General features: G+C 41.2%; 19 protein-coding genes and 1 pseudogene. All 20 read left to right on the forward strand.

Annotation, left to right across the window (positions count from 1 at the left end; translation table 11 throughout):
* The first annotated feature begins 312 nt into the window (after positions 1-312).
* The 20 genes and pseudogenes from BG32_RS10005 (at position 313) to BG32_RS10105 (ending at position 22,675) form a co-directional block, all read left to right on the forward strand.
* Positions 313-567 (forward strand): hypothetical protein, encoded by a 255-nt coding sequence (locus BG32_RS10005; RefSeq protein ID WP_259459667.1) that lies wholly within the window; start codon positions 313-315, stop codon positions 565-567.
* 388 nt (positions 568-955) lie between these two features.
* On the forward strand, positions 956-1,315 hold the full coding sequence (locus BG32_RS10010; protein ID WP_121526761.1) for a four helix bundle protein: 360 nt from the start codon (positions 956-958) through the stop codon (positions 1,313-1,315).
* A gap of 613 nt (positions 1,316-1,928) precedes the next feature.
* Complete coding sequence (locus tag BG32_RS10015) at positions 1,929-3,212, forward strand: sugar transferase (protein WP_121526762.1); 1,284 nt, start codon at positions 1,929-1,931, stop codon at positions 3,210-3,212.
* A complete protein-coding gene (locus BG32_RS10020) occupies positions 3,212-4,027 on the forward strand; it encodes a GDP-mannose 4,6-dehydratase (protein ID WP_183084318.1) in 816 nt (271 codons plus the stop codon). Before BG32_RS10015 ends, BG32_RS10020 begins: the two co-directional genes overlap by 1 nt.
* Complete coding sequence (locus BG32_RS10025; protein ID WP_121526764.1) at positions 4,027-4,731, forward strand: sugar phosphate nucleotidyltransferase; 705 nt, start codon at positions 4,027-4,029, stop codon at positions 4,729-4,731. The genes BG32_RS10020 and BG32_RS10025 overlap by 1 nt, the downstream gene beginning before the upstream one ends.
* On the forward strand, positions 4,728-5,699 hold the full coding sequence (locus tag BG32_RS10030; protein ID WP_121526765.1) for an NAD-dependent 4,6-dehydratase LegB: 972 nt from the start codon (positions 4,728-4,730) through the stop codon (positions 5,697-5,699). The genes BG32_RS10025 and BG32_RS10030 overlap by 4 nt, the downstream gene beginning before the upstream one ends.
* A 9-nt stretch (positions 5,700-5,708) precedes the next feature.
* Positions 5,709-6,808: pseudogene (locus BG32_RS10035) on the forward strand (LegC family aminotransferase).
* A 7-nt stretch (positions 6,809-6,815) separates the two neighbouring features.
* Positions 6,816-7,901 (forward strand): GNAT family N-acetyltransferase, encoded by a 1,086-nt coding sequence (locus BG32_RS10040; RefSeq protein ID WP_121526766.1) that lies wholly within the window; start codon positions 6,816-6,818, stop codon positions 7,899-7,901.
* Complete coding sequence (locus tag BG32_RS10045) at positions 7,888-8,673, forward strand: GNAT family N-acetyltransferase (RefSeq protein WP_183084319.1); 786 nt, start codon at positions 7,888-7,890, stop codon at positions 8,671-8,673. The genes BG32_RS10040 and BG32_RS10045 overlap by 14 nt, the downstream gene beginning before the upstream one ends.
* A 323-nt stretch (positions 8,674-8,996) precedes the next feature.
* Complete coding sequence (locus BG32_RS10050; protein WP_121526768.1) at positions 8,997-10,136, forward strand: glycosyltransferase; 1,140 nt, start codon at positions 8,997-8,999, stop codon at positions 10,134-10,136.
* 9 nt (positions 10,137-10,145) lie between these two features.
* Positions 10,146-11,456, forward strand: coding sequence for a UDP-glucose/GDP-mannose dehydrogenase family protein (locus BG32_RS10055; RefSeq protein ID WP_121526769.1), 1,311 nt, complete (start codon positions 10,146-10,148; stop codon positions 11,454-11,456).
* Positions 11,457-11,835: 379 nt separating this feature from the next.
* A complete protein-coding gene (locus BG32_RS10060; protein ID WP_147434939.1) occupies positions 11,836-12,651 on the forward strand; it encodes a glycosyltransferase family 4 protein in 816 nt (271 codons plus the stop codon).
* 29 nt (positions 12,652-12,680) lie between these two features.
* Positions 12,681-13,823 carry a glycosyltransferase gene (locus BG32_RS10065; RefSeq protein ID WP_121526771.1) on the forward strand — a complete coding sequence of 381 codons (1,143 nt, stop codon included), beginning with the start codon at positions 12,681-12,683 and terminating at the stop codon, positions 13,821-13,823.
* A 738-nt stretch (positions 13,824-14,561) separates the two neighbouring features.
* Positions 14,562-15,923, forward strand: a complete 1,362-nt coding sequence (locus BG32_RS10075) for an O-antigen ligase (protein WP_259459670.1) — start codon at positions 14,562-14,564, stop codon at positions 15,921-15,923.
* A gap of 60 nt (positions 15,924-15,983) precedes the next feature.
* Positions 15,984-17,420, forward strand: coding sequence for a DUF362 domain-containing protein (locus BG32_RS10080; RefSeq protein WP_147434941.1), 1,437 nt, complete (start codon positions 15,984-15,986; stop codon positions 17,418-17,420).
* Between the two features lie 79 nt (positions 17,421-17,499).
* On the forward strand, positions 17,500-18,387 hold the full coding sequence (locus BG32_RS10085; protein ID WP_220660326.1) for an ATP-grasp fold amidoligase family protein: 888 nt from the start codon (positions 17,500-17,502) through the stop codon (positions 18,385-18,387).
* Between the two features lie 135 nt (positions 18,388-18,522).
* Complete coding sequence (locus tag BG32_RS10090; protein WP_121526775.1) at positions 18,523-19,833, forward strand: UDP-glucose/GDP-mannose dehydrogenase family protein; 1,311 nt, start codon at positions 18,523-18,525, stop codon at positions 19,831-19,833.
* 434 nt (positions 19,834-20,267) lie between these two features.
* The gene (locus BG32_RS16600) at positions 20,268-20,402 is read left to right on the forward strand and encodes a hypothetical protein (protein WP_259459668.1); all 135 of its coding nucleotides are present in this window, start codon (positions 20,268-20,270) and stop codon (positions 20,400-20,402) included.
* Complete coding sequence (locus BG32_RS10100) at positions 20,399-21,385, forward strand: NAD-dependent epimerase/dehydratase family protein (RefSeq protein ID WP_121526777.1); 987 nt, start codon at positions 20,399-20,401, stop codon at positions 21,383-21,385. Before BG32_RS16600 ends, BG32_RS10100 begins: the two co-directional genes overlap by 4 nt.
* A gap of 174 nt (positions 21,386-21,559) precedes the next feature.
* Positions 21,560-22,675 (forward strand): glycosyltransferase family 2 protein, encoded by a 1,116-nt coding sequence (locus tag BG32_RS10105; RefSeq protein ID WP_121526778.1) that lies wholly within the window; start codon positions 21,560-21,562, stop codon positions 22,673-22,675.
* Positions 22,676-22,824 lie beyond the last annotated feature (149 nt).

Genomic DNA, 22,824 nt, shown 5'->3' on the forward strand with positions numbered 1-22,824 from the left:
TTTCTTATCCAAGCGGTTCTTTTTGCCCGGCGTAAACGGAACTGGCCGCACGAAGTGCGACTGGCCACCGAAGGTGACTGGCCTGCGTCAGCAGACTGGCTTTGAAAGTCTTCCCCGCGAAGCGGGCCTTGCGTCTTGCAACTCTCCAATGGGAGGACCGTGGACCGTTGACAGTTGACCTGAGAGGTTTTTCGATGAAATATGTAACGCTCCTAACGCCAATTTTGTTTCGCGATGACAATTTGCTATAATTTATTTCATTAGGTAAGAAAACATTTGATCACTTGTTCTTGCAAGCAATTGTGGGGTGAAATGGTCGTGAAATTGATTCCTAAAAGAAGATATCAACTGAAAAACTTGAAACTCGCTTTCTTAGTACTGACAATCGGAATGCTTGTTGCAAGTCTATATACAACCTACTGCGTGTTAACAAAAGGCGAAGTCCTTCAAGCCAATCCGCAATACTGGATAGTAGTGATCGGAGTATATGTTTTCACATTTCTCTCGGCAATTTACTACATTGTTCTTGAAACAATCTACAGAAGACGCCGGCACACCGACTGGTAAATAGAACCCGTTGTTGGTTGTTCGTTGTTAGTTCTTGGCACGAGCAAAAAACATTGGTTCTTCGGGAGTACGGCAGACCAGTGACTCTCAACATTGCTTCTTCAAGCGTTCAGCGTTGAGCGGATCTTTGTTGGCCAGGCGAAGTCGGAACTGGCCAGGCGAAGCCTGACTGGCCACACGCAGTGTGACTGGCCTCTGCCTCTGGCAGAGACTGGCTCTGAATTTGTCGTGGTATTCGTAGCCTGACAGTGCCCTTTCTCTAGTTCTTGATTTAGGGGTTTTGCCCGCGTAGCGGAACTGGCCTTTGTGAAGCAAAGACTGGCCACCGAAGGTGACTGGCCTGCGCAAGCAGACTGGCCATAACTAAACATAGAAAGGAGTAACTAACTTGAGCCTCAGCAATCTCGAAGTCTGGAGAAAATCTGTCGAACTTGCTAAGAAGATTTATTTCATTACCAAGGATTTTCCTCAAAGCGAAATCTATGGACTAACTAGCCAAATGAGAAGAGCGTCAGTGTCAATAGCATCAAATATCGCAGAAGGTAGGGGGAGATCCACCGCAAAGGATTTCGTTCATTTTCTTCATTTGGCACAGGGTTCACTGTACGAACTGTCAACACAACTGGTAATAGCACACGAAGTAGGCCTTCTTAACAACGAACACTTTGAAGATGCGAGTGAGGAAATTAGGAGTATTGAGTCAATGATCCGCGGCCTGATCTTCCGCATCCGAAACGAAAAAAAGTGAAGACTGTCTGCGTTTATTCCGCTCTGCCCATGCGAAGCATGACTGGCTTCAGCTGAAAGCTGAGACTGGCTCCCAAAAGTTCTCTCTTCTCTCGTGAGCGCAGCGAACCTCTCCGCAATGCTCTTTCTCAAAGGTCTTTGTTTGCCCGCGAAGCGGAACTGGCCTCGCCGAAGGCGAGACTGGCCACCGAAGGTGACTGGCCTGCGTAAGCAGACTGGCTTCCCGATGACGTAATTATTTGTGAGCATAACTCACATTTCTCGTAAAAGCTTGTCTATTGTTCTTTTAGTTTTTTGCCCAACCCCCTACCCCTTACCCCGCACGCCGGTTCTGAGAGAATTTTACAATCATATTGTCGACAAAATCTTGACTTAAACACGGATAGATTCTATAATCGATCGTACAGTACGATAAACATGCATAATTGTGTCTGATTGGAAATAGAATAATTTGAACTATTGATTGAGTAATGTTAACATAAGTAAGAAGAAACGAAAGACTTCCGAACTACCAATTAAGGCTGTGTAAGCAGAGATCCCAAATCTACTTGTATTCAGTTTTGTTTTTATTTGAGTCGTTAGATTGATTATTATGATCAAGGAGGGGAGAAGGTATGCTAAGGAGAATAGCGAATTTGAAGTACCTAATCGCTTCGTTCCTCTTCGTAACCCTCTTTTTCATACAATCACTCACTCTCACATGGACTCCAGGATACGCCTTTCAAGCTCTCATACTCAATATAGCAATTATGCTTGGCATATATGCCTTCAGAGGCTTCGATAATCTAACTACTTACTCTCTGAACTCATGCATCGTCTCATATATCTCCGGCACAGTTCTCGGTGTTCTCTTTGCTCTCATACCGATAGTATTCTTCACCCCACGCCTCCCCAGGCTCACGTTCTTCGTGACAGCAGCCGTTTCAGGATTAATCTTCCCCTTCCTATCATGCGTACTTATGAGATACACGATAAAGCATCTTCCGCCGCGAAGATATCTTGTAATAGGCAGAGAAGAAGAGCTCGGCCCAATACTCGAAGAAGTCAAGAAAGCTTCCATGGGCAAGATCGAAATCTATTCCTACATGAACCCATCGGCAGCGACGCTCACAGAGGCTATTTCTTTCGAAGATGTGAAGCCGTTCGATGCGATACTGATAGGCGACCCGGAACTCGCGAGAGGAGTCCAGCCTATTCTGAACGAGGCAATCACCAAAAACACGTCTATTGAGTATCTTCCAACTTTAGTGGAGAGCTCTCTTCACAGAATACCGATAGAGATCATCGAGAGATTCAGAGAATACTACGAGATAGTCTTTTCCCAGGCAAGAATATCCAGAAGAATTCGTGTAGCAGACATCGTATTCTCTACGTCTCTGCTTGTTCTATTCTCTCCGTTTATTCTTTTCAGTGTTCTATATATACTGATTCGCGATGGGAGACCGATCTTCTTCACGCAGCCTCGCCATGGAATAAACGCGAGAATATTCAAAGTATATAAATTCCGAACGATGAACGAACCGGAAGAGGAAGAAGACTTTCCCACACTGACGAAAAGCGGTAAGCTCCTGCGAATGACACGACTGAACGAGATTCCGCAGTTGTTTTCGGTTATAAAAGGCGATATGAGCATCGTAGGGCCCAGACCGGATATAGCACGAACTTATGAGTATTGCACAAAAGAAATACCTTTTTACAGATACAGAACAAGGGTAATGCCCGGTATAACAGGTCATGCTCAGGTTGTTTACAGATACGTAGATGAACTCGAATACGATACCTTCGCCAAAAGGCTTTCATATGATCTTTATTATGTTAAGAACATGGACTTCAGGCTATATCTAGCAACGATGCTTCGTACGGCAGAAGTCATGCTCTTTCGAAGGGGTGCGAAATAGTGAAGGAGATTCTAGTATCTAACGTAGAAAAATGGCTGACGCCTCATCTGGAAAGAGTATTTAATATCAAATACACAGAGCAACTGAAGCATTCCAATTACTCTTCGTTTAATCCCGAAACCACATATTTAGTTGGATTTGATTACGTAGGTGAATTCACAGATGTTGGTGCTCTTGGTGATGTCCTTCATCTGGCGGCACAATCTGGAAAGCTGAAGACCATCATCTTCCTCTCTTCATACGGAGTATATGCGCCTAAGAAGAGCAGCTTCAAAGAGTCGGACATAGTCTACCCCAAGAACTTCGTTGGAACAAGGTCCGCTATTCTAGAAGACATACTCGTATATCTAGCAAACCGCTACTCCCTTGATCTAACAATTCTCAGACTTTTCAATCCGTATGGTCCTTATCAGCTTTCGCCTTATGTGGTACCGACGGTTCTCGAGAAGATCGCCTGCTCCGGCACGGTAAATATCGGTGACTCGGAGAAGATCCGCGATTTCTTCTACATCTCCGATCTCATAGATTTGCTTACACTTCTAATTGAGAAGAATCCTAAGGGAATAGATATCTGGAACGTGGGCTCGGGCATCCCAATGTCAATCAGTAGCCTAATAACCAAAGCCCAGGAAGTAACGGGAGGAGAATGCGACGTCCTCTTCGACGCCACAAAGCTCCGCGAAGAATACGACTACGACTACGCAGTTGCAGATATTACCAAGATAAAGAAAGAACTCGGCTGGGAACCTAAGGTGAGCCTAGAAGAAGGACTTGCCCTTACATACCAGTGGATACTTGGCAGGAGTGGAAAGTAATGTTCAAGTACGGTTTCATAATGGCTGGCGGACAGGGCAAGCGACTTAGGCCCCTAACAGCAGCTATTCCCAAGCCTCTCTTGCCTGTGGGAGACAAGCCCATAATCCAGCTGATAATCGAACACATGAAGGACTTTGGAATAGTGGATATCTTCGTTTCTGTGAACTACAAGAAAGAAATAGTAAAAAGCTTTCTCCGCGATGGCTCGAGATACGGAGTAAACATAACATATATCGAAGAGCTCGAGCGTACCGGAACCGCAGGCTCTCTAGCTCTTCTTCCAGATGATTTCAATGACAAGATCATCGTCTCAAATGGCGACCTGATATGTGATGTAGATTATTCCGTAATAAACGATCTCCTGAGAGAATACGATCTTGTTCTTACAGGAATCGAAAGAAAGGTACCCGTAGACTTCGGTGTACTGAAGATGAACGGCTCCCCCGAGCTTGTAGACTGGGAAGAGAAGCCAAAGCTCAAATATATAATAAACGGTGGAATCTACGGCATCTCACAAAAAGTGATAACCTATATAAGAGAGAACATACCGAAGCATCAGTACATAGATATGCCATCTCTTTGGAGAATGATGAAAGATAACGGAATGAAGCTGGCAGTTCACGTGCACAATGGAAGCTGGCACGATGTCGGAAGAATGGAAGACTATATGGCACTTACAGGAAATGGAGAGGATTCTAGTTGAAAGCGCTCGTTACAGGAGCCGGAGGCTTCATAGGCTCTCATCTAGCAGAATACCTTGTCGAAAAAGGCTTCAAAGTAAAGGCCTTCGTTCGCTACAACTCAAGGAACAACTGGGGCTGGCTCGAAGACTCGCCCTACAAAGATAAAATAGAAGTCTATACCGGCGACATACGCGATTTCGATTCAGTGAAAGACGCAATGAAAGGTATCGATGCCGTCTTTCACCTGGCTGCGCTTATCGGAATCCCTTATTCGTACGTCTCTCCGCTGGCATACATAAAAACGAACGTAGAGGGAACTTACAACGTACTCCAGGCCGCCAGAGAGCTGAAAACGCAAAAAGTGATCCACACATCCACGAGCGAGATATACGGTACGGCCCAGTACGTCCCGATAGACGAGAAACACCCCGTCAACCCGCAGTCTCCTTATGCAGCTACGAAATCTGGAGCCGATCAGTTGGCACTGACCTTTTACCGTTCCTTTGGACTGCCGGTATCGGTTATCCGACCCTTCAACACCTTTGGTCCGAGACAGTCGGCCAGAGCCGTGATCCCCACGATAATCTCACAGCTTTTGGCAGGGAAAAACAGTATAAAACTAGGCAACCTTGACGCTACGAGAGACATGAACTACGTCCTCAACACCTGCGAGGGCTTTTGCCACGTGGGCTTGCATGAGAGGAGCACGGGAGAAGTGATAAACCTCGGCTCGAACAGAGAGATATCCATAAAAGATCTCGCGCAACTGATTGCGGACCTCATGAACAAAGAACTCGAAATAGAGATAGACGACAAGAGAATAAGACCTGAAAAAAGTGAAGTTGAAAGACTGCTCTGCGATAGCTCTAAAGCAGAAGAGCTGACCGGTTGGGAGCCGAGACACACCCTCGAGGAAGGACTGAAAGAAACGATAGCTTGGCTAGAAAATCATATGGAGTACTATAAACCCGACATATATAACGTGTAGGTGATGAAGATGGATACGATATTTCTCGATGCACCAAATCTCGGAGAACTTGAAAAGCAATACCTGCTCAAATGCGTAGATTCTACGTTCGTCTCGACTGCCGGACCTTTCATCCCGGAGTTTGAAGAGAAGTTCGCTAACTATGTAGGCACTAAGCGTGCCGTTTCTACCCAGAGCGGCACGGCCGCCATTCATCTCGCCCTTCACGAGCTAGGCGTTGGCCCGGGAGACGAAGTCATAGTGCCGGTCATCACTTTTATCGCCTCGGTAAATCCCATAGTCTATGTAGGCGCGACTCCGGTTTTTGTGGATATCGATCCCTACAGCTGGAATATGATACCAGAACAAGTCGAGAAGGCTATAACGAAGAAGACAAAGGCTATAATCCCCGTTCACATCTACGGCAACCCATGCGATATGGACGCGTTGACGGAGATCTCCGAAAGATATGGTGTTCCTATGATAGAGGACGCTACGGAAAGTCTCGGTGCTTCTTTTCACGGAAGAATGACTGGAACCTTTGGCTCTATGGCCTGCTTCTCCTTCAACGGAAACAAAGTCATCACCACCGGCGGCGGTGGAATGATAACCACAAACGACGTAAAACTGGCCGACCACATGAAATTCCTTGTCAACCAGGCAAGAGACGAGAGCAAGGGCTATTATCACCCCGAGATCGGCTTCAACTACCGCATGACCAACCTCGAAGCTCGCTCGGCCTGGCGCAATTCGAAAGACTGCCAGATTTCCTCCAGAAAAAGAGAAGATACATGGAAATATACAGAGAGATGCTTACAGGGGTAAAGGGAATAGAGTTTCAGGAAGAGTATCCCGATTCTATTAGCTCCTGGTGGCTTTCGTCAATAAAGATAAACCACCCGACGAAAGACATCCCCCAGATTCAGAGAGAGCTCAAAGAAAAGGGAATACCGACAAGAAGGATATTCGTCCCGATAACGGAATTCCCGCCGTACGCCAAATACAAAAAAGAAGAATACCCCAACTCATACGAGCTGTACGAAAAAGGGTTGAATCTGCCGAGTTCCACACTCAGCAGCGAAGAGCAGGTAGAGTTTGTGGCAAGAACAATAGATTCACTATTAAGGTGATTAAACAATGGAAATAACAGTGAAGCTTCACGATCTTCTGGACAGAGAAAGGTATAAAGAGTTGCTAGGCAGCAGAGAAAATGAAGTTCCTGCTTATTGTCTCGCTGAATACCTATTCGCCTGGGCAAAATACGATGGAAGTAACGTGTCACTTCTAGAGGTCAAAACTAACTTTGGAACAGCAATTATGCCTTTATTATCCTTTGATCTAGGAGATGGTTATCGTGAACTTTACTCTGCCTATGGGTATGGAGGATTTTTGGGTTTCCCTGAAAATGGAACAAACCAAGAGTTGGAAGAGGCTGTTAGAGAGAATTTCTCAGATATAAGGGATCATCTCCTTGATAAGGGTATTATTGATATGTTTGTGAGAAGCTCCCCATTCCTGAGAAACGAGCACTTCATACCGGAAGAGCATCTTCAATTTGACAGACACACTGTTTCTGTTAATTTAGATGATTGGAAAGGAAAGGATTTCCCGGAGACTTTCACAAGCAAACAGAGATGGTCTGTGAGATATGCAATACGAAATGGGTTAAAAACAGTCGTCTACAATGGTTTATCTGTCAACGAAAGAGTACTAAGTGCTTTCTATACTCTATACAAAGAAGCAATGGAAAGAAACAATGCCAGCGACTACTATATGCTCTCTGAAGAACTCATGAAAGGACAAATGGAAATTGGTGAGAAATTAGAATTAATAGTAGCAATATTACAAGACCAGATTGTTGGGGCCTCTTTGTTTCTGGAGGATAGAGATAGGGTTCATTATCATTTCAGCGCAATTGATTATAGAAAGGCAAAGTATCGGATAACTGATTTTATACTCTATAATGCAATAAAAAAATACACACAAGAAGGGAAAAAAGAACTGCACTTAGGTGGAGGAAGATCGAAGGATCTTGATGAACCTTTGTATAAGTTCAAACGAGGTTATGGAAACCAAGTGAATAGTTATTTCATTTCTAAAGTACTAGTGGATAGTACTAGCTACGAAAGAATCCGGAGAGAAAAGGGAATTGAGGTATCTAGGTTTTTCACAATTCATGATAATCTCAGCTTCAGAAAGGGAGCTAGAAATGCAAAAAGCTGAAAGGAGAGACTTCAATCAAATATTGTCTTATCTGGATCGAGACCCATACTTTAATCTATTTATGATATCTGAGATGTTGAATAAAAAAAACGAATCATTTCAAATCTTCTGCTCTTTCGAAGAGGGCCTTCTCGTAGGTGTCTTGTTAAAGTCAGACAGACATTTTAATCTTTTTTTTGATAAAAGAGCAGCAATTTTAGACTTTTCAGATAAACTAAACTATGAGATTTCTGAAACACCGAATGCTATCTTGGCAGGCGAGCAGAAGCAAGTAGAAACAATACTAGAAAGCGTTAAGTCTGAGAAAAGAAAAACCATAATAAGTGAATTCTCAATTTGCCAAAAACTCCTAAATGTAAACACAATTGATAACTTGAATATCCAAGAAACTTCAAAAGAAGACGTTGAAGAGGTTTCAGAATTACTTACAAGTCTACCAGAATTTGGTAGTGCAAATGCAGGGACAATTCGCAGCGAAATTGAAACAGGCTTCCGAAAAACATGCCATATTAGGGTTAGTGGGAAGATAGTATCAACCGCATCCTGTGTTGCTGAAACAGACAAAGCAGGGATGATTATTGCGGTTGGTACAGCGGAAAGCGAGGAATTTCGTAGAAAGGGATATGCAACCGCTTGTGTGAGTTTTCTTGTTGAGAAATTATTGAAGAAAGGGAAAACGGCGTGTATTTTCTACGATAATCCAGTGGCCGGTAATATATATAAGAGAATTGGATTCAAGAAGATAGGGACATGGATTACTGCGAGGTTCTAGTCGTAGAAAAAGAAACAAATGATTAAATTCGGGAAAAGCTTTGGATATGAGGAAAATTAACTCTTTTTAGTAAAGTAATCTGGTCTGTGTTTGCATTTTAAAAAATGTCTACTTATCGTACCTGGAGTAACTTTAGTTGGTCTTAGTCAGAACTTAGGTAATTTGCAGGTTTCATATAAAGCTGGATTTTTCCAATATTTGGAACAGAAACTAGGTCAAAAGGTATAATTGGCGCAGGCAGTGTCGTAGTTAATACAATACAAGACAATAAAAAGGTAATGGGAGTTCCGGCGACAGGTCCTTAAGTATTCGAGGTGTGAGTTTTGATATTTGCTTCAGCTCTTTTTATTGTAAGCATACTGTTAATCATGTACCACTTCATAGGATACTTCATATTGCTGAAGATGCTAACTGCTTTTAGCAAGGAGGAAGTTATTGAAGTCGCCAAAGAAGAACTACCTTTTTTCTCTGTTATTATCACCGCGCATAATGAAGAGAGAACCATTAGAAGAAAGATTGAGAATACTCTTTCTCTCGATTACCCCTCGGACAGGTTTGAAGTTATTCTTGCTGATGACTGGTCTAAAGATGGAACCGTAAGTGCGGTGAAGGACTTCATACTTGAAGGAAGAATCAGATACTTCAAACCTGACAAGCACATGGGAAAAACATACGCACAAAACGGTGCAGTTAGAGAAACCAGCGGCGACATTATTGCTTTTTCAGATGCAAACTCGTATTGGGAAACAGACGTTTTGAGAAGGTTTGCTAATAGTTTTCAAGATACTAGGGTGGGTTTTGTTGCCGGTGCTCTTCGTTACACTGAAATGGAAGAAACAGCTACTGGACAATCTCAAGGCTTCTACTGGAACTACGAACTACAAGTAAGATTGCTTGAGTCAAAGTTTTTGTCTATAGTGACATCTAATGGTGCTATTTATGCTATCAGAAGATCCATCTACTTCGATGCAGATCCTCTCTATTCTCACGATTCGTTCATGCCCCCTTACATTGTTTCTCTTGGAAAAAAAGCTGTTTTCGATAGCGACATAGTAGCACACGAGAAGAGCATCAAGAGTGCCAGAAAAGAGTTTTCTCGGAAAGTTAGAATGTTTGGGCGTATGTACAAATTCATTTTTGACAAAAGGCAAAGAGAAATAATAAGAAGAACCGGGTCTTCTTACAGATTCATGTATTTTTCTCATAGAACCCTTAGATTCTTGCTTCCCATCCTTAGCGTTTTGGCTATTGCAAGTCTCTTGACGCTATTGTATTTTTGTTTGCCATTAAATGCAATGCTTGTTGGGCTTATCATTGCTGGGTTGTCTGTTCTAGCAATAAGAAAGTTAAGAATTATTGTTTTCTCGTATTCTTTGGCAATAGCAGCAATGATCGTTGGATTCAACAATTACATCACCGGAAAGATAAGACCATACTGGGAACCAGTTGATGATGGTAGATAGGAGGAACCAATGTCCAAACAAATCTCAGTAATAGGAACAGGCTACGTTGGTCTAGTAACAGGAACAGGTCTTGCAGACTTTGGGAACAGAGTAATCTGTGTTGATGTAGATAAGGCAAAGATAGATATGCTCAACAACGGTCAGATTCCAATCTATGAGCCCGGTCTGAAAGAGCTTGTAGATAAGAACTTCAGAGAAGGCAGGCTTTCATTCACGACAGATATTGGCAGGGCGATAAAAGAGACCGAAGTCGTATTCATTGGCGTCGGGACTCCCTCGAAGGATAACGGGGAGGCTGATCTTTCATACGTAGAAACAGTTGTTGAATCGATTGCCAAGAATCTAGATGGATACAAAGTTATAGTAACAAAGAGCACAGTACCTGTGGGAACCAACAGATGGATCAAGCAGGCAATTATTGAAGAAGCTGGAAAGGAAGACTTCGACGTTGTATCGAATCCCGAGTTTCTAAGAGAAGGAAGAGCTGTTCACGACGTTTTTCATCCAGACAGAGTAGTAATAGGTTATGAATCGGAAAGAGCCAAAGAAATCATCCAGGACATATATAAGGCTCTCTATATAATAGAAACCCCATTTCTTTTCTGCAATCTAGAAACTGCTGAACTGATTAAATACGCTTGCAATGCATTCCTTGCAACTAAGATCACATTCATAAACCAGATTGCCAATCTCTGCGAAGCTGTTGGAGCAGATGTACACAAAGTAGCCAAGGGGATGGGCATGGATGGAAGGATAAGCCCAAAGTTTCTCCATCCTGGACCTGGATATGGAGGGAGCTGCTTCCCGAAAGATACAAAGGCGCTTGTCGACATAGGAAACAGATACAATGTAAGTATGTCTCTTGTGAAAGAAGTTGTCTCTTCCAACGAGAAGCAGAAAGCAAGAATGGTACAAAAGTTAGAAAAACTCTTTGAAGGAGAACTTAAGGACAAGAGAATAGGAATCCTCGGTCTTGCCTTCAAAGCAGAGACCGATGATATGAGGGAATCTCCTTCTATCATAGTGATTGAGGAGTTGCTTAAGAGAGGAGCTAAGGTAGTAGCTCATGATCCTCAGGCGATGGAGAACGCAAAGGCAATCTTCGGAGATAGCATAGAATATGCAGATAGTGAATACAAAGCAATGAACAACAGCGATGCTATAATGATACTCACAGAATGGAACCAATACAGAAGCCTTGATCTTGAAATGGCAAAGAAGCTAATGAAAGGAAATATCATACTTGATACTAGAAACCTTATTGAACTTGAAAGAGCAAGAGAACTTGGGTTCATCTGTGAAGGGGTTGGAAGAAAGTGAAGAAGGTTCTCGTGAAATGTTTTTTTACTATGTGCAGCGCTTTCAGAATGAATCTGTAAAGTTGTAGATAAGTAAACATCTGATTCACAGACTATGTGATAGATTAATCAAATATCAGTTTGGGGGGAGTTGCTTGAGATTCTCTTTATGCACTTTAGGAATAATCGGAGCCTTTGGATATCATCGGAAACCGAATGGTCAAACAGTGAAAACTAGGGAATTAAGTGATGGTATTGAAAAGCTGGCATCGAATTGTAGAATTCTGAGAGCTGATACGTCTTGCTGGAAGAGCAATCCTATTGGAGTATACGGAAGCATTCGTTCCTTGTATAAGAAGTCAAATAAGGTTTTGATTGCTTTGAACAGAAATGGCCTGAGAGTGGTTGTTCCAATGCTTACTAGGTGGTCAAAGAATCAAAATAAAGAACTCTTCTTTGTTGTCATAGGGGGTTGGCTACCTGAATTCGTAGCTCATAGCGAAGCTAGATTTCATCAAATGGAGCAATTCAGCTGTATTTTCGTTGAAACGAAAGCCATGTATGATTCTTTATCAAGAGCTGGTTTGAAAAACGTGTCATTACTATCTAATTTCAAGAGCTTCTCTTACGTTCCAGAATTACGGTTTTGTTCCTGTAAGACAGTAGAACTGAGAACAGTGTTCTTCTCAAGAGTAGTGAAGGAGAAGGGGGTTGAGCTTGCGATTGAGGCGATCGAAAAACTAGGCAAGACCTATTCAATCACATTAGACATATTTGGGCCGGTGGCAGATGACTACGAAAAGAGATTTAAGGCTCTAGTGAAAAACTGCTCAGTGGTTAATTATAGAGGGGTCCTAAAACCACAGTCAACAGAAACGTATAAAATACTATCGCAGTATGACATCATGCTTTTCCCTACATTCTATGAGGGAGAAGGTTTTCCCGGTGCTCTAATTGATGCCTATATATCTGGGCTTCCTGTAATAGCTTCAGATTGGAAGTATAACTCTGAGATAATTGTTGAAGGGGTCACAGGTTGGTTAGTTCCTCCAAAGGATGTTCATTCTTTGGAAGTGGCAATCGAAAACGCAATCAAAAACGGGGATAGTCTCGCAAAAATGAGGTTAAATTGCGTGCAAGAAGCAAAGAAGTACCACGTTGATAATGTCCTGCCCAAGCTGCTTAAAGAAATTGGGATCACAATCAATACTGATTGATTATTGTTGTCTAGCAAATAGGTGATAAAATGACAAGCAAAACCAAAATGAGAATTCTATATTACACAGGTTCATTAGCTTCTGGCGGTGCAGAAAGGCAGCTGATATATACTGCCCTTGCGGCTAAAGACCAAGGTTATGAAGTGGTTATTGTCGTTGACTATCCAATTAACCATTATGAGCATATGCTTGAAAATAAAGGAATCGACGTAATCTATACTAATACAACGAAAAAGACCCCATTGAAGCGCTACAAGTGTTTGATGAGAATCATCGAAGAAAGCAAACCTGACATCATCCATTCTTTTCTCTCAACAAAGAATCTGTGGGCGATGCTGGTAGGGAAAAGAGCCAGAGTACCCATAAGGATAGCATCAATAAGAAACACTGATGTGGAATCTTTCAGATGGATTAGACTTTACAGCAAATGGTCTGAAAAGATTGTGTGCAACTCAAAACTTGCTTCAGATATCGCGAATGAGAAGTATTCGATTCCCAAAGATAAACTTGAGGTTGTTTACAATGGAATAGATCTTGAAAGATTTTCGCTACCTGCAACAAACTTTGATATTAGAACTGAACCTGGTCTTGATAATCAGACTTTGCTTGGAGTAACAGTGGCCAGGTTTGCAGAGCAAAAGAATCATCTTGGATTAGTGAAAGCATTGGCAGTTCTACACGAGAAAGGAGCTCTCAACAATTTTCACTATCTATTGGTGGGGAGCAATTCTGACAGAGCGATATTTCAGAGAGTTACTGAAGAGATTAAGACGTGGGGCCTTGAGAAGAAAATAACCTATTTAGGAATTCGGAGTGATATTCCGGAGATAGTTCAAATGTGCGACTTTATGGTTTTGCCATCTCATTTTGAAGGTTTTCCTAACGTCGTTATGGAAGCAATGGCATCAAAGACCTTCGTAATAGCTACTCCGGTCGGAGGAACTCCAGAATTGGTGAAGGACGGAGTAAACGGCATATTAACTCAATCTCCTAACCCTGAAGACTTGGCAGTGGGCATCGAGCGGTACCTTACTATGAGTGGAGAGGAACGTCAGATCTTCGTTGATAATGCCTATGAAACAATACAAGATTACTCGATTGAGAAGATGATTGATAGAGTCACAGACATTTACAAAGCAGGATTTCGTGCCCATAAAGAGGAAGCGACATGAGAATTACTTTCCTTGATTTATCGCTGTTCCTATATGTCTTGGGAGCCTTGGCTGTAAGTAAGATAGAAGGCATTTCATTGCTTACAAACATATTTTTGATAGTCTTACTTCTTGCATTGGCTTTCTCAAAACGGAATAAATGGTTAAGATTCTCTTGGTTTCAGGGTCTATCAATAGCAATTCTTGCCTTATCATTTGCAAGCTCTTTTTGGAGTTACAATCTCAACACCTCACTAGTCTCCTCGATTAGTTTCACGACGGCTGTAATTGGTGGAGGAGCTATAGCGTTAACTTTGTCGAACGAGTGCAATTATAATGTACTAGTAGCGGGTCTATCTTTTCTCTGCTATACCCGCAATGATTACATGAATAGAACAAGTGTAGCGAATCAGAAACAGGTACTGCGTCGCTTCACGTGATCCCGGGTCACCCCGAACTTCTAGAATAAACGGTTTCGTTACTTGTTGTTTATTATAGATTTTCTAATGAAATGAAGACAGGCTTATAACTAAATCGTTTCTGATGGCAAAGGGGGAGAAAGCAACTTGATTTGCTGAAACATAGGGGTGATTCTTATTTCAAATAGCTGAATTACTTAGTTCGAAATAGTAAACTCTTAATTGAACCACAAGGAAGATTTGAGATTAATGATTGATCCTTCTTTCAGTTGAGTTGATGTTGTGCTTTTGGCCAATGTTTACTCTACATGAAAGTTTTACGAGAAGGGCAAGAGAGTTGGTGAATGAAATGGAAAATACTTGTGAGTTTTGTAAAGCAGATAGCCAGCAGTTCTCAAATTCTTTCGTAGATAAGGATGAAAGAGCACTGAGAATTGTACCGATTTTAAGCATTGTTTCGATTTTGTATTTGTCTTTTTTTAATGATCTCTCGGCTCTTTTTTTGCTGTTGTGTACAGCTCTATTGATTGGCATTTATAGTTTCGAAGCGTTTATCGTGTTCTATATTAGTATGATACCCGCTCAAGGCCTTTTTGTTATTGGAGGCACAACAATAGACACTTTCTTGGGAGTTATCTTTTTGTTTCTTTTCGTGTTAGACTATTTCAAGAATAGAGTTGTGGCTTCTATTGATAGAACAACTGTAAGTTATATTTTGCTCTTGCTAATGGTCATGGCTTCTTCTTTATATGTTTCGTTAGTGGAAGGACCGGATTTCTCAGTTTTTAGATCCAATGTTTTGGTACTAACTGCAGCGTTGATGTTTTATCTGAAATGTAGGGTAATGCGTAAAGACAAAATCAGATACATAATGAAGACTGCATTTCTTACCTCTTGTGCAATATCCTTTTCAGCGCTTCACATTGTCGGAACAACGGTGATGAACTGGGGATTTCCGAGGCTATTGATACCAAACACAAATCCAGGATGGCTTGGAATAATTATTGCAATGTGCACTTTCTTCGGCGTACCTGCATTTCAAGGGAAATCGATTTGGAATTACTTAGTTATTGTTTTTGTCTTGGTAATTAATCTTCAAGTTATTCTGGCATCTCAATCAAGGACTGCTTGGGTAATAAGCCTGATTTTGATTCTAGCTCTCTTTATGGATTCCAAGAAAGCGCTTTCTCGTAAAGGGTATTTTCTATTTGCGGTTATGATCATCATTGTTTTTGTTGCTTTTATTGTTGTGGGTTGGGACCTCATCTATAATAGATTCGTTGTCTCATTTGAGCGAGCGGGACTAACCGGCGTGCTTTCTGGCAGGGATATTTTGGCAAAAGCGGGCCTTGAGACTTTCAAAAAATTTCCATTTTTCGGTATAGGTAACAGTGTAATCCTGGAAAGGCAGTATGTAGGTGATATTACTGGATCCTATAACATTGCTCATAATGGCTATGTGATGGTTTTGCTAAGATTTGGCCTTGTTGGTTTTTTATTTTTTAGCTTCTTTATTCTGAATGTTCTAAGGAATTTGTCAAAAGCAACTCAATTCAAGTTTATTTTCCTTGGTGTGTTTTTTGGGTACTTGTTTGCTGTATTTGGTGGTGCTAATTATTTCGGTGACTATTACATGATTATTATCGCAACTATAATGGGGTTTTGTAATGATGAGCACAAAAAGAAGAGGATTATTAGATGATCATTCTAATCAACTAATGGTCTTTTGGGAGTGAGATTAGTGAATGAAAGCAAAGTCTTCTTGAGAACTGTTGAGGGAACAGGATATCCAGGGTCGGAAAGCTACTTCTCACCATCAACAAGGTTCCCCGAATATCGTTTTGATAACGTTTCAAAAGTGCCGAATCCAATATATGATGGTTTTAGGAGTCTTCTGTTCGAAATGGGTCTTGATTTAGAGAACTTTGGAACTGGTAAGTGGAATCCTTTGGGTTTTCTCATTGGTCCTGGAACGAAGATCGTCGTTAAACCTAATTTCGTAATGCACAAGAACGGTTTGAAAGGGGAGGGACTTGATAGCTTAATTACAAACGTCGCATTAATTAGGGCTATATGTGACTATCTATTTATTGCAGCTGATGGTGATTGCTCGATAATTGTCGCTGATGCTCCTCTTCAAAATGCTGACTTTAACTCACTGATTGAAGCCTCTGGGCTTTCGGGCGTTGTCGAGTTTTATAATGCAAATGGACTGAATATTGTCGCTAAAGATCTTAGACTAAGGATTTCGGAGTATTCGGGGCTGGGTGTTCTAAAAGTCCTTGGAGAAAAGGAATTAAAAGAAGAAGCAAGAGATCACACTTTGGTTGCAGTAGATAATAGAAGCCTTCACAAAACAATTGAAAGCAAATGTAATGATTTCAGAGTCACAAATTACAATCCTAAAACTATGATGAACCATCATTCTGAAGGCAAGCATGAATACATTATTTCGAATGATATTCTTGATGCTGATTTAATAGTAAACGTACCAAAACTCAAGACACACAGAAAAGCGGGAATTACCTGTTCGCTTAAGAATCTTGTTGGTATAAATGGGCACAAGGATTTTCTTCCACACCATACTAAGGGTTCGCAAATAGAAGGTGGTGATGAATATTTGGCGCCTTCTAGACTAAAAAAACTTACTTCTTGGTTAATTGATAGAGGAAATACTTCAAGCACAAGGCTTTCTAAACACTTGTTGGCTATCCTTGGTCTACTGACGTGGCAGTTTTCCAAACTATTCTCTCGTGAAAGATATTTCGAGGGGAGCTGGTTTGGGAATGATACGATTTGGAGAACTGTCCTGGACCTGAATAGAATACTGTTTTACGCGCAAAATAATGGACAAATCTCGAATGGCAGAAATAGCAAGAAGTATATGACGATTGTGGATGCTGTGATATGTGGTGAAGGAGAAGGTCCTCTTATGCCAAAAAGTAAAGCTCTGAACTACATCATTGCTGGTTTCAATCCTGCTCCAGTAGATCTGGTGGCTTCATCTCTTATGGGTTTTGATTATATGAAGATTCCAACAATAAGGAATTCCTTTGCAATTCGAGAATTACCAATAGTAGATTTTACCCCTTCAGAGATTGAGGTAATTGTTGATGGAAAAGAGGTGCTTATAGAAGAACTGAAGTCCGCACACTTTAAGCCCGCGAGCGGTTGGAAAGGTCATATTGAGAAGTACTAGATTTTGCTGTCGTGTTCTGAGGACCGTAATGACCTCATTTCGTAGTAAATAAGATTGAGATGATTGACGGGGAGAAATTATGCTAAAAAAAGCATTAAAACTAATCAACAATCCCAGATTACTTGCACTTCGTTTTCTGCAGTTGAAAGTATTCAGGATATTGTCTGATGAAAAGTACATAGAACTCGAGTACAGATTACGGTTGGGAAAACATCTCATTTTGGACAATCCGAAATCCTTCAACGAGAAACTTCAGTGGCTGAAGTTGTATGATCGACGGCCAGAATATACGATGATGGTTGATAAGTATGAGGTTCGCAAATATGTTGCAGAGAAGATAGGAGAAGAGTATCTGATTCCTCTGCTGGGAGTTTACGATAGCTTTGATGAGATAGACTTTTCAAAGCTTCCTGACCAGTTTGTTCTGAAACCGAATCATACGTCGGGGAACGTTTTTATCTGCAAGGACAAATCGAAGATTAATTATGCATTACTTAGCAAGGAAGTCAATGCATGGATGAAGCGAAGATATTATTGGGTACACAGAGAATGGCCATATAAGAATGTGAAACCTCGCATTTTGTGTGAGGAGTATATGGTCGATGAATCTAAAAGGGAGCTCAGGGATTACAAATTGCTATGCTTCGGTGGAAAGGTTATGTGCTCTTTTGTGTGCCTAAATAGAAACTCAGATAATGGACTGAATGTTGATTTCTACGACATTGACTGGAATCCAATGCCTTTTGAAAGACACTATCCAAGAAGCGGTACAATAACTCCAAAACCTAAGACTTACGAAAAGATGGTTGAATTCGCTGAAATTCTTTCGAAAAGTTTTCCTTTTGTGAGGGTAGATTTTTATGAAGTTTATGGTCAGCTCTATTTTGGAGAACTAACTTTCTATCCCGGTTCCGGTTGGAGGAATTCACGCCGGAGTCTTACGACTATCTGCTGGGAAGTTGGATGAATCTTCCGAATAGAACGTGAGCTTGATCTATTAAGAGAGCGAAAAACTGTTTTCTCAGCGGTTTTTCAAACAGATGATTCAATAAAGAAATCGGTGTTTCTCTCAAGGCGCGAACCGATAGACAAGGAGGGGCATATGTCCAAAAGAATCTCAGTAATAGGCACAGGTTACGTAGGACTTGTAACTGGAACAGGTCTTGCAGACTTTGGAAACAGAGTTACTTGTGTCGATGTTGATAAAGCAAAAATAGATATGCTTAACCATGGCCAGATTCCTATATATGAACCTGGATTGAAAGAACTCGTGGATAAAAACGTTCGTGAAGGAAGATTATCCTTCACATCTGAAATAGACAGGGCAATCAAAGAAGCGGAAGTTGTTTTCATCGGTGTCGGTACTCCATCAAAGGAGAATGGTGAAGCTGACCTTTCTTATGTTGAGGCAGTTGTTGAATCGATTGCAAAGAATCTAGACGGATACAAAGTGATAGTCACCAAGAGTACAGTACCTGTAGGAACTAACAGATGGATCAAGCAGACAATTATAGAGAAATCCGGAAAGGATACATTTGATATAGTCTCCAATCCAGAATTTCTTAGAGAAGGCAGTGCAGTTCACGATGTCTTTCATCCAGACAGAGTAGTGATAGGTTATGAATCGGAAAGAGCCAAAGAAATCATCCAGGACATATATAAGGCTCTCTACATAATAGAAACCCCTTTCCTCTTCTGCAATCTTGAAACTGCCGAGCTTGTAAAATATGCAAGCAACGCATTCCTTGCAACTAAGATAACATTCATAAATCAAATAGCGAATCTCTGCGAAGCAGTTGGAGCAGATGTACATAAAGTAGCCAAGGGAATGGGTATGGACGGAAGGATAAGCCCGAAGTTTCTTCATCCGGGTCCTGGTTATGGTGGAAGTTGCTTCCCCAAAGACACAAAGGCACTTGTCGATATCGGAAACAAATACAATGTGGATATGTCACTTGTGAAAGAAGTAGTCTCTTCCAACGAGAAGCAGAAGGTAAGAATGGTACAGAAGCTGGAAACACTCTTTGAAGGAGAACTGAAAGACAAAAGAATAGGTATCCTAGGTCTTGCCTTCAAAGCAGAGACCGATGATATGAGGGAATCTCCTTCTATCATAGTGATTGAGGAGTTGCTTAAGAGAGGAGCTAAGGTAGTAGCTCACGATCCTCAGTCTATGGAGAACGCAAAGGCAATCTTCGGAGATAGCATTGAATATGCAGATAGTGAATACAAAGCAATGAACAACAGTGATGCTATAATGATACTCACAGAATGGAACCAATATAGAAGCCTCGATCTTGAGATGGCAAAGAAGCTAATGAAAGGAAATATCATACTTGATACGAGAAACCTTATAGAACGTGAAAGAGCAAGAGAACTTGGCTTTATATGTGAAGGGGTTGGGAGAAAATGAATCTTGACCTTAAACAATCGATTCTTGAAGACCTCTACAGATACACCGGAAAAGCCGACTTAAAGCATTTCCTCAAGGCTATAATCACAATCCCTGGATCAGGTATTTATTTCATCTCAGGAGGTGCAGATTCTTCTATGAAAAAAAGAAGAGGATCAGATTTTTTTGGCGAGATTTCGACTCAGACGCTTAAGTTTCAAGTTCGGAATTCAAATACCATACTTAACAAAGATAGGAAGGGTCTTTTATATAGGCCATTTCGGAGGAATAGTTATTAACCCAAGTGTTACTATCGGGGACAACGTAAACATTGCTCAGGGAGTAACTTTAGGGCAAGAGAACCGAGGAGAAAGAAGAGGATCACCAAGGATTGGTTCAAAAGTTTGGATTGGTCCAAATTCCGTTGTCGTTGGTAAAATCCGAATCGGAGATATGTGCTTATAGGTGCCAATTCTTTCATCAATTTTGATGTTCCAGATGAAGCAGTTGTTGTTGGCAATCCTTCAAGAATAATATCCTACAAAGGAACTGATGGTTACATAAACAGAACGGTGGAGGAAAAACAATGAAGAAAGTTCTTGTGACTGGTGGTTCAGGTTTCATAGGGTCTCATCTTTGCGAAAGACTACTCAAAGAAGGATATTTCGTGATAAACCTTGATAACTTCAACAACTACTACGATCCAAAGATAAAGTGGAGAAATATCCAGGAAGCTCTTAAGAATGAGAACTACGCCCTTTATGTAGGAGATATTAGAGACAATAAAATACTTGATCAGATAAACGAAGAGCAGAGAAAGATAGATATAGTATGCCATCTAGCGGCAATGGCGGGCGTGAGAAACTCCCTCAAAGATCCAGTAGAATATGTCAGCGTTGATATCGGTGGTACTGTAAATATGCTAGAGTTTGCAAGGAGGAATGAGGTCGAGAAGTTCGTCTTTGCCAGTTCATCTTCGGTGTATGGCAAGAACTCGAAAGTTCCGTTCTCCGAAGATGATCCCCTCGAAGGCCAGGTATCGCCATATGCTACAGCAAAGAGAGCTGGGGAGATCTACTGCCAGACATACAGCGATGTATATAACATTCCAATAGTTGTACTGAGGTTCTTCACAGTATATGGTCCGAGACAAAGACCAGAAATGGCCATCCATCTCTTTACAAGACTTATAATGGAAGGAAAGCCGATTCCCGTATTTGGAGATGGCTCAACCGCAAGAGACTATACATACATAGATGACATTATTGAAGGAGTCTATAGAGCAATGCTCTATGAGAAAGCAAGATTCGAAATCTTCAATCTCGGCAACAGCAAAACGGTGAAGCTTTCTGAACTGATAGCAATTATCGAACAAGTAACTGGAAAGAAAGCGATCATCGACAGAAAGCCGATGCAACTTGGGGATGTCGAGATTACGTATGCGAATATTGAGAAGGGAAAGGATTTATTGTCGCATTATCCGAAGACCACGATCGATTGTGGAATATCAGATTTTGCTAATTGGTTTGCGAGTGGCTTATTACAGAATTCTGACGTAATCCACTTAAGTTAAGAATAGCTTTTTAGTCAGAGAGAGAGTGAACCTGTTGAGTACAATTTGCTTCATGAAAAACATCAATTTAAGGCTTTGCAGTTGTAATTGATGACCAGGGAAAATGCACTTTGGACTATGCGCTAGGTGTCGACCCATGACAGTTTCGCTCTTTTAAAGGAGGTCCCTTGACCTGTGGCACATTGCTACTACAAAAATGGAGAAAAAGAGAAGAGAGCATTTGCTATTCAACCAAAAGGTCGCAGAAAGGAATCCGCTAAGTCTGAAGAAATCAGTGTTGAATTTTCACCTGACAGAGGTAAAGGATCTTTAGTTTCCATTATCATTCCTGCCTATAACTCGGAAAAAAGTATTCCCCGATGCATTCAATCACTTAATGCACAAGAAATGCAGGACTTTGAAGTGATTGCAGTTGATGACGGATCAACAGATAGTACATTAGAAGTGCTTAAAAACCATTTAATTGAGCTAGACAGACCTTATGTTATAGTCTCAAGGCGTAACGGGGGCGTAAGTGTCGCAAGAAATTCTGGGATCAAGTACGCAGAAGGAAAGTATCTCTTTTTTCTTGATGCGGACGATTATTTGTCGCCAGATTGCTTGGAAAAACTTCATGGAAGCGTGAGAAATGAAGGCAGCGATTTTGCTTATTGTGGTTTTAACAGGGTCGATGAAAGGGGCAATATCCTAGCTAAATATAGTGACTCATTTAGATACTTGGCTGTGAATGTTGATCCTAAGGAGCTTGTTCTCTGGTTTCTGAAAAAGAGGGTGTGGCTATCAATCGGTTGTGCTTTGTATAGAAAGGACATAATAGATTCGAATGATCTTGCTTTCACTCCTGGCTGTATGTATGGAGAAGATCAGGAGTTTATCGTCAAGTTTCTGATCTATTGTGATAAGGTTTCATGCGTTCCTGAAGATCTAATGTACTATGTTTACCATTCTTCTTCGGCCACTCAAAAAAAGGGTATCAGTTGGTTCTCGGGTATAGAAATGTGGAGAAGGCTGGATGAGTTTCTTGAGAAACAAGATGCTAAAGAAAGCTCTCAGCTGATTAGAAACTACCGACTTCCGCTCTCAATATTAGAGATCACAATTCTTAATGCAAAACAGAGAGTTCAAAAAGATGATTTGATTAGTTTGTTGACCTCTAAACGCGTTAGAGAAGAAGTTCGGGAGCTAAGACTTTCATTGACAAGAGGATCGGAAATTAGATTTTGGGTGTATTCTAAGATATTCCTTCTTAGTCCATCGCTATTTATCTATTTAAGCAGGTTTATTAAATGAAAAATCTTGGCTATCTTTGAGAATAGTGAAACTTTTGAAAGGCGATTAGAATACCCTTGTCACTTAAATGGTAGTAGTTGTGTTTCTGGGAAAATAGAAATGGACAAATAAAAATACATAAGAGTCATTGCCAGCGATCCGGGGAAAGA

The organism is Mesotoga sp. HF07.pep.5.2.highcov, assembly GCF_003666285.1.
GTDB classification, from domain to species: Bacteria; Thermotogota; Thermotogae; order Petrotogales; family Kosmotogaceae; genus Mesotoga; species Mesotoga prima.

Excerpts from the sequence above, each read along its gene's own strand:
- BG32_RS10045 (WP_183084319.1), top strand. The coding sequence starts at position 7,888 with ATGCAAAAAGCTGAAAGGAGAGACTTCAATCAAATATTGTCTTATCTG.
- BG32_RS10100 (WP_121526777.1), top strand. The coding sequence starts at position 20,399 with ATGAAGAAAGTTCTTGTGACTGGTGGTTCAGGTTTCATAGGGTCTCAT.
- BG32_RS10055 (WP_121526769.1), top strand. The coding sequence starts at position 10,146 with ATGTCCAAACAAATCTCAGTAATAGGAACAGGCTACGTTGGTCTAGTA.
- BG32_RS10025 (WP_121526764.1), top strand. The coding sequence starts at position 4,027 with ATGTTCAAGTACGGTTTCATAATGGCTGGCGGACAGGGCAAGCGACTT.
- BG32_RS10040 (WP_121526766.1), top strand. The coding sequence starts at position 6,816 with ATGGAAATAACAGTGAAGCTTCACGATCTTCTGGACAGAGAAAGGTAT.
- BG32_RS10090 (WP_121526775.1), top strand. The coding sequence starts at position 18,523 with ATGTCCAAAAGAATCTCAGTAATAGGCACAGGTTACGTAGGACTTGTA.
- BG32_RS10065 (WP_121526771.1), top strand. The coding sequence starts at position 12,681 with ATGACAAGCAAAACCAAAATGAGAATTCTATATTACACAGGTTCATTA.
- BG32_RS10085 (WP_220660326.1), top strand. The coding sequence starts at position 17,500 with ATGCTAAAAAAAGCATTAAAACTAATCAACAATCCCAGATTACTTGCA.
- BG32_RS10015 (WP_121526762.1), top strand. The coding sequence starts at position 1,929 with ATGCTAAGGAGAATAGCGAATTTGAAGTACCTAATCGCTTCGTTCCTC.
- BG32_RS10005 (WP_259459667.1), top strand. The coding sequence starts at position 313 with ATGGTCGTGAAATTGATTCCTAAAAGAAGATATCAACTGAAAAACTTG.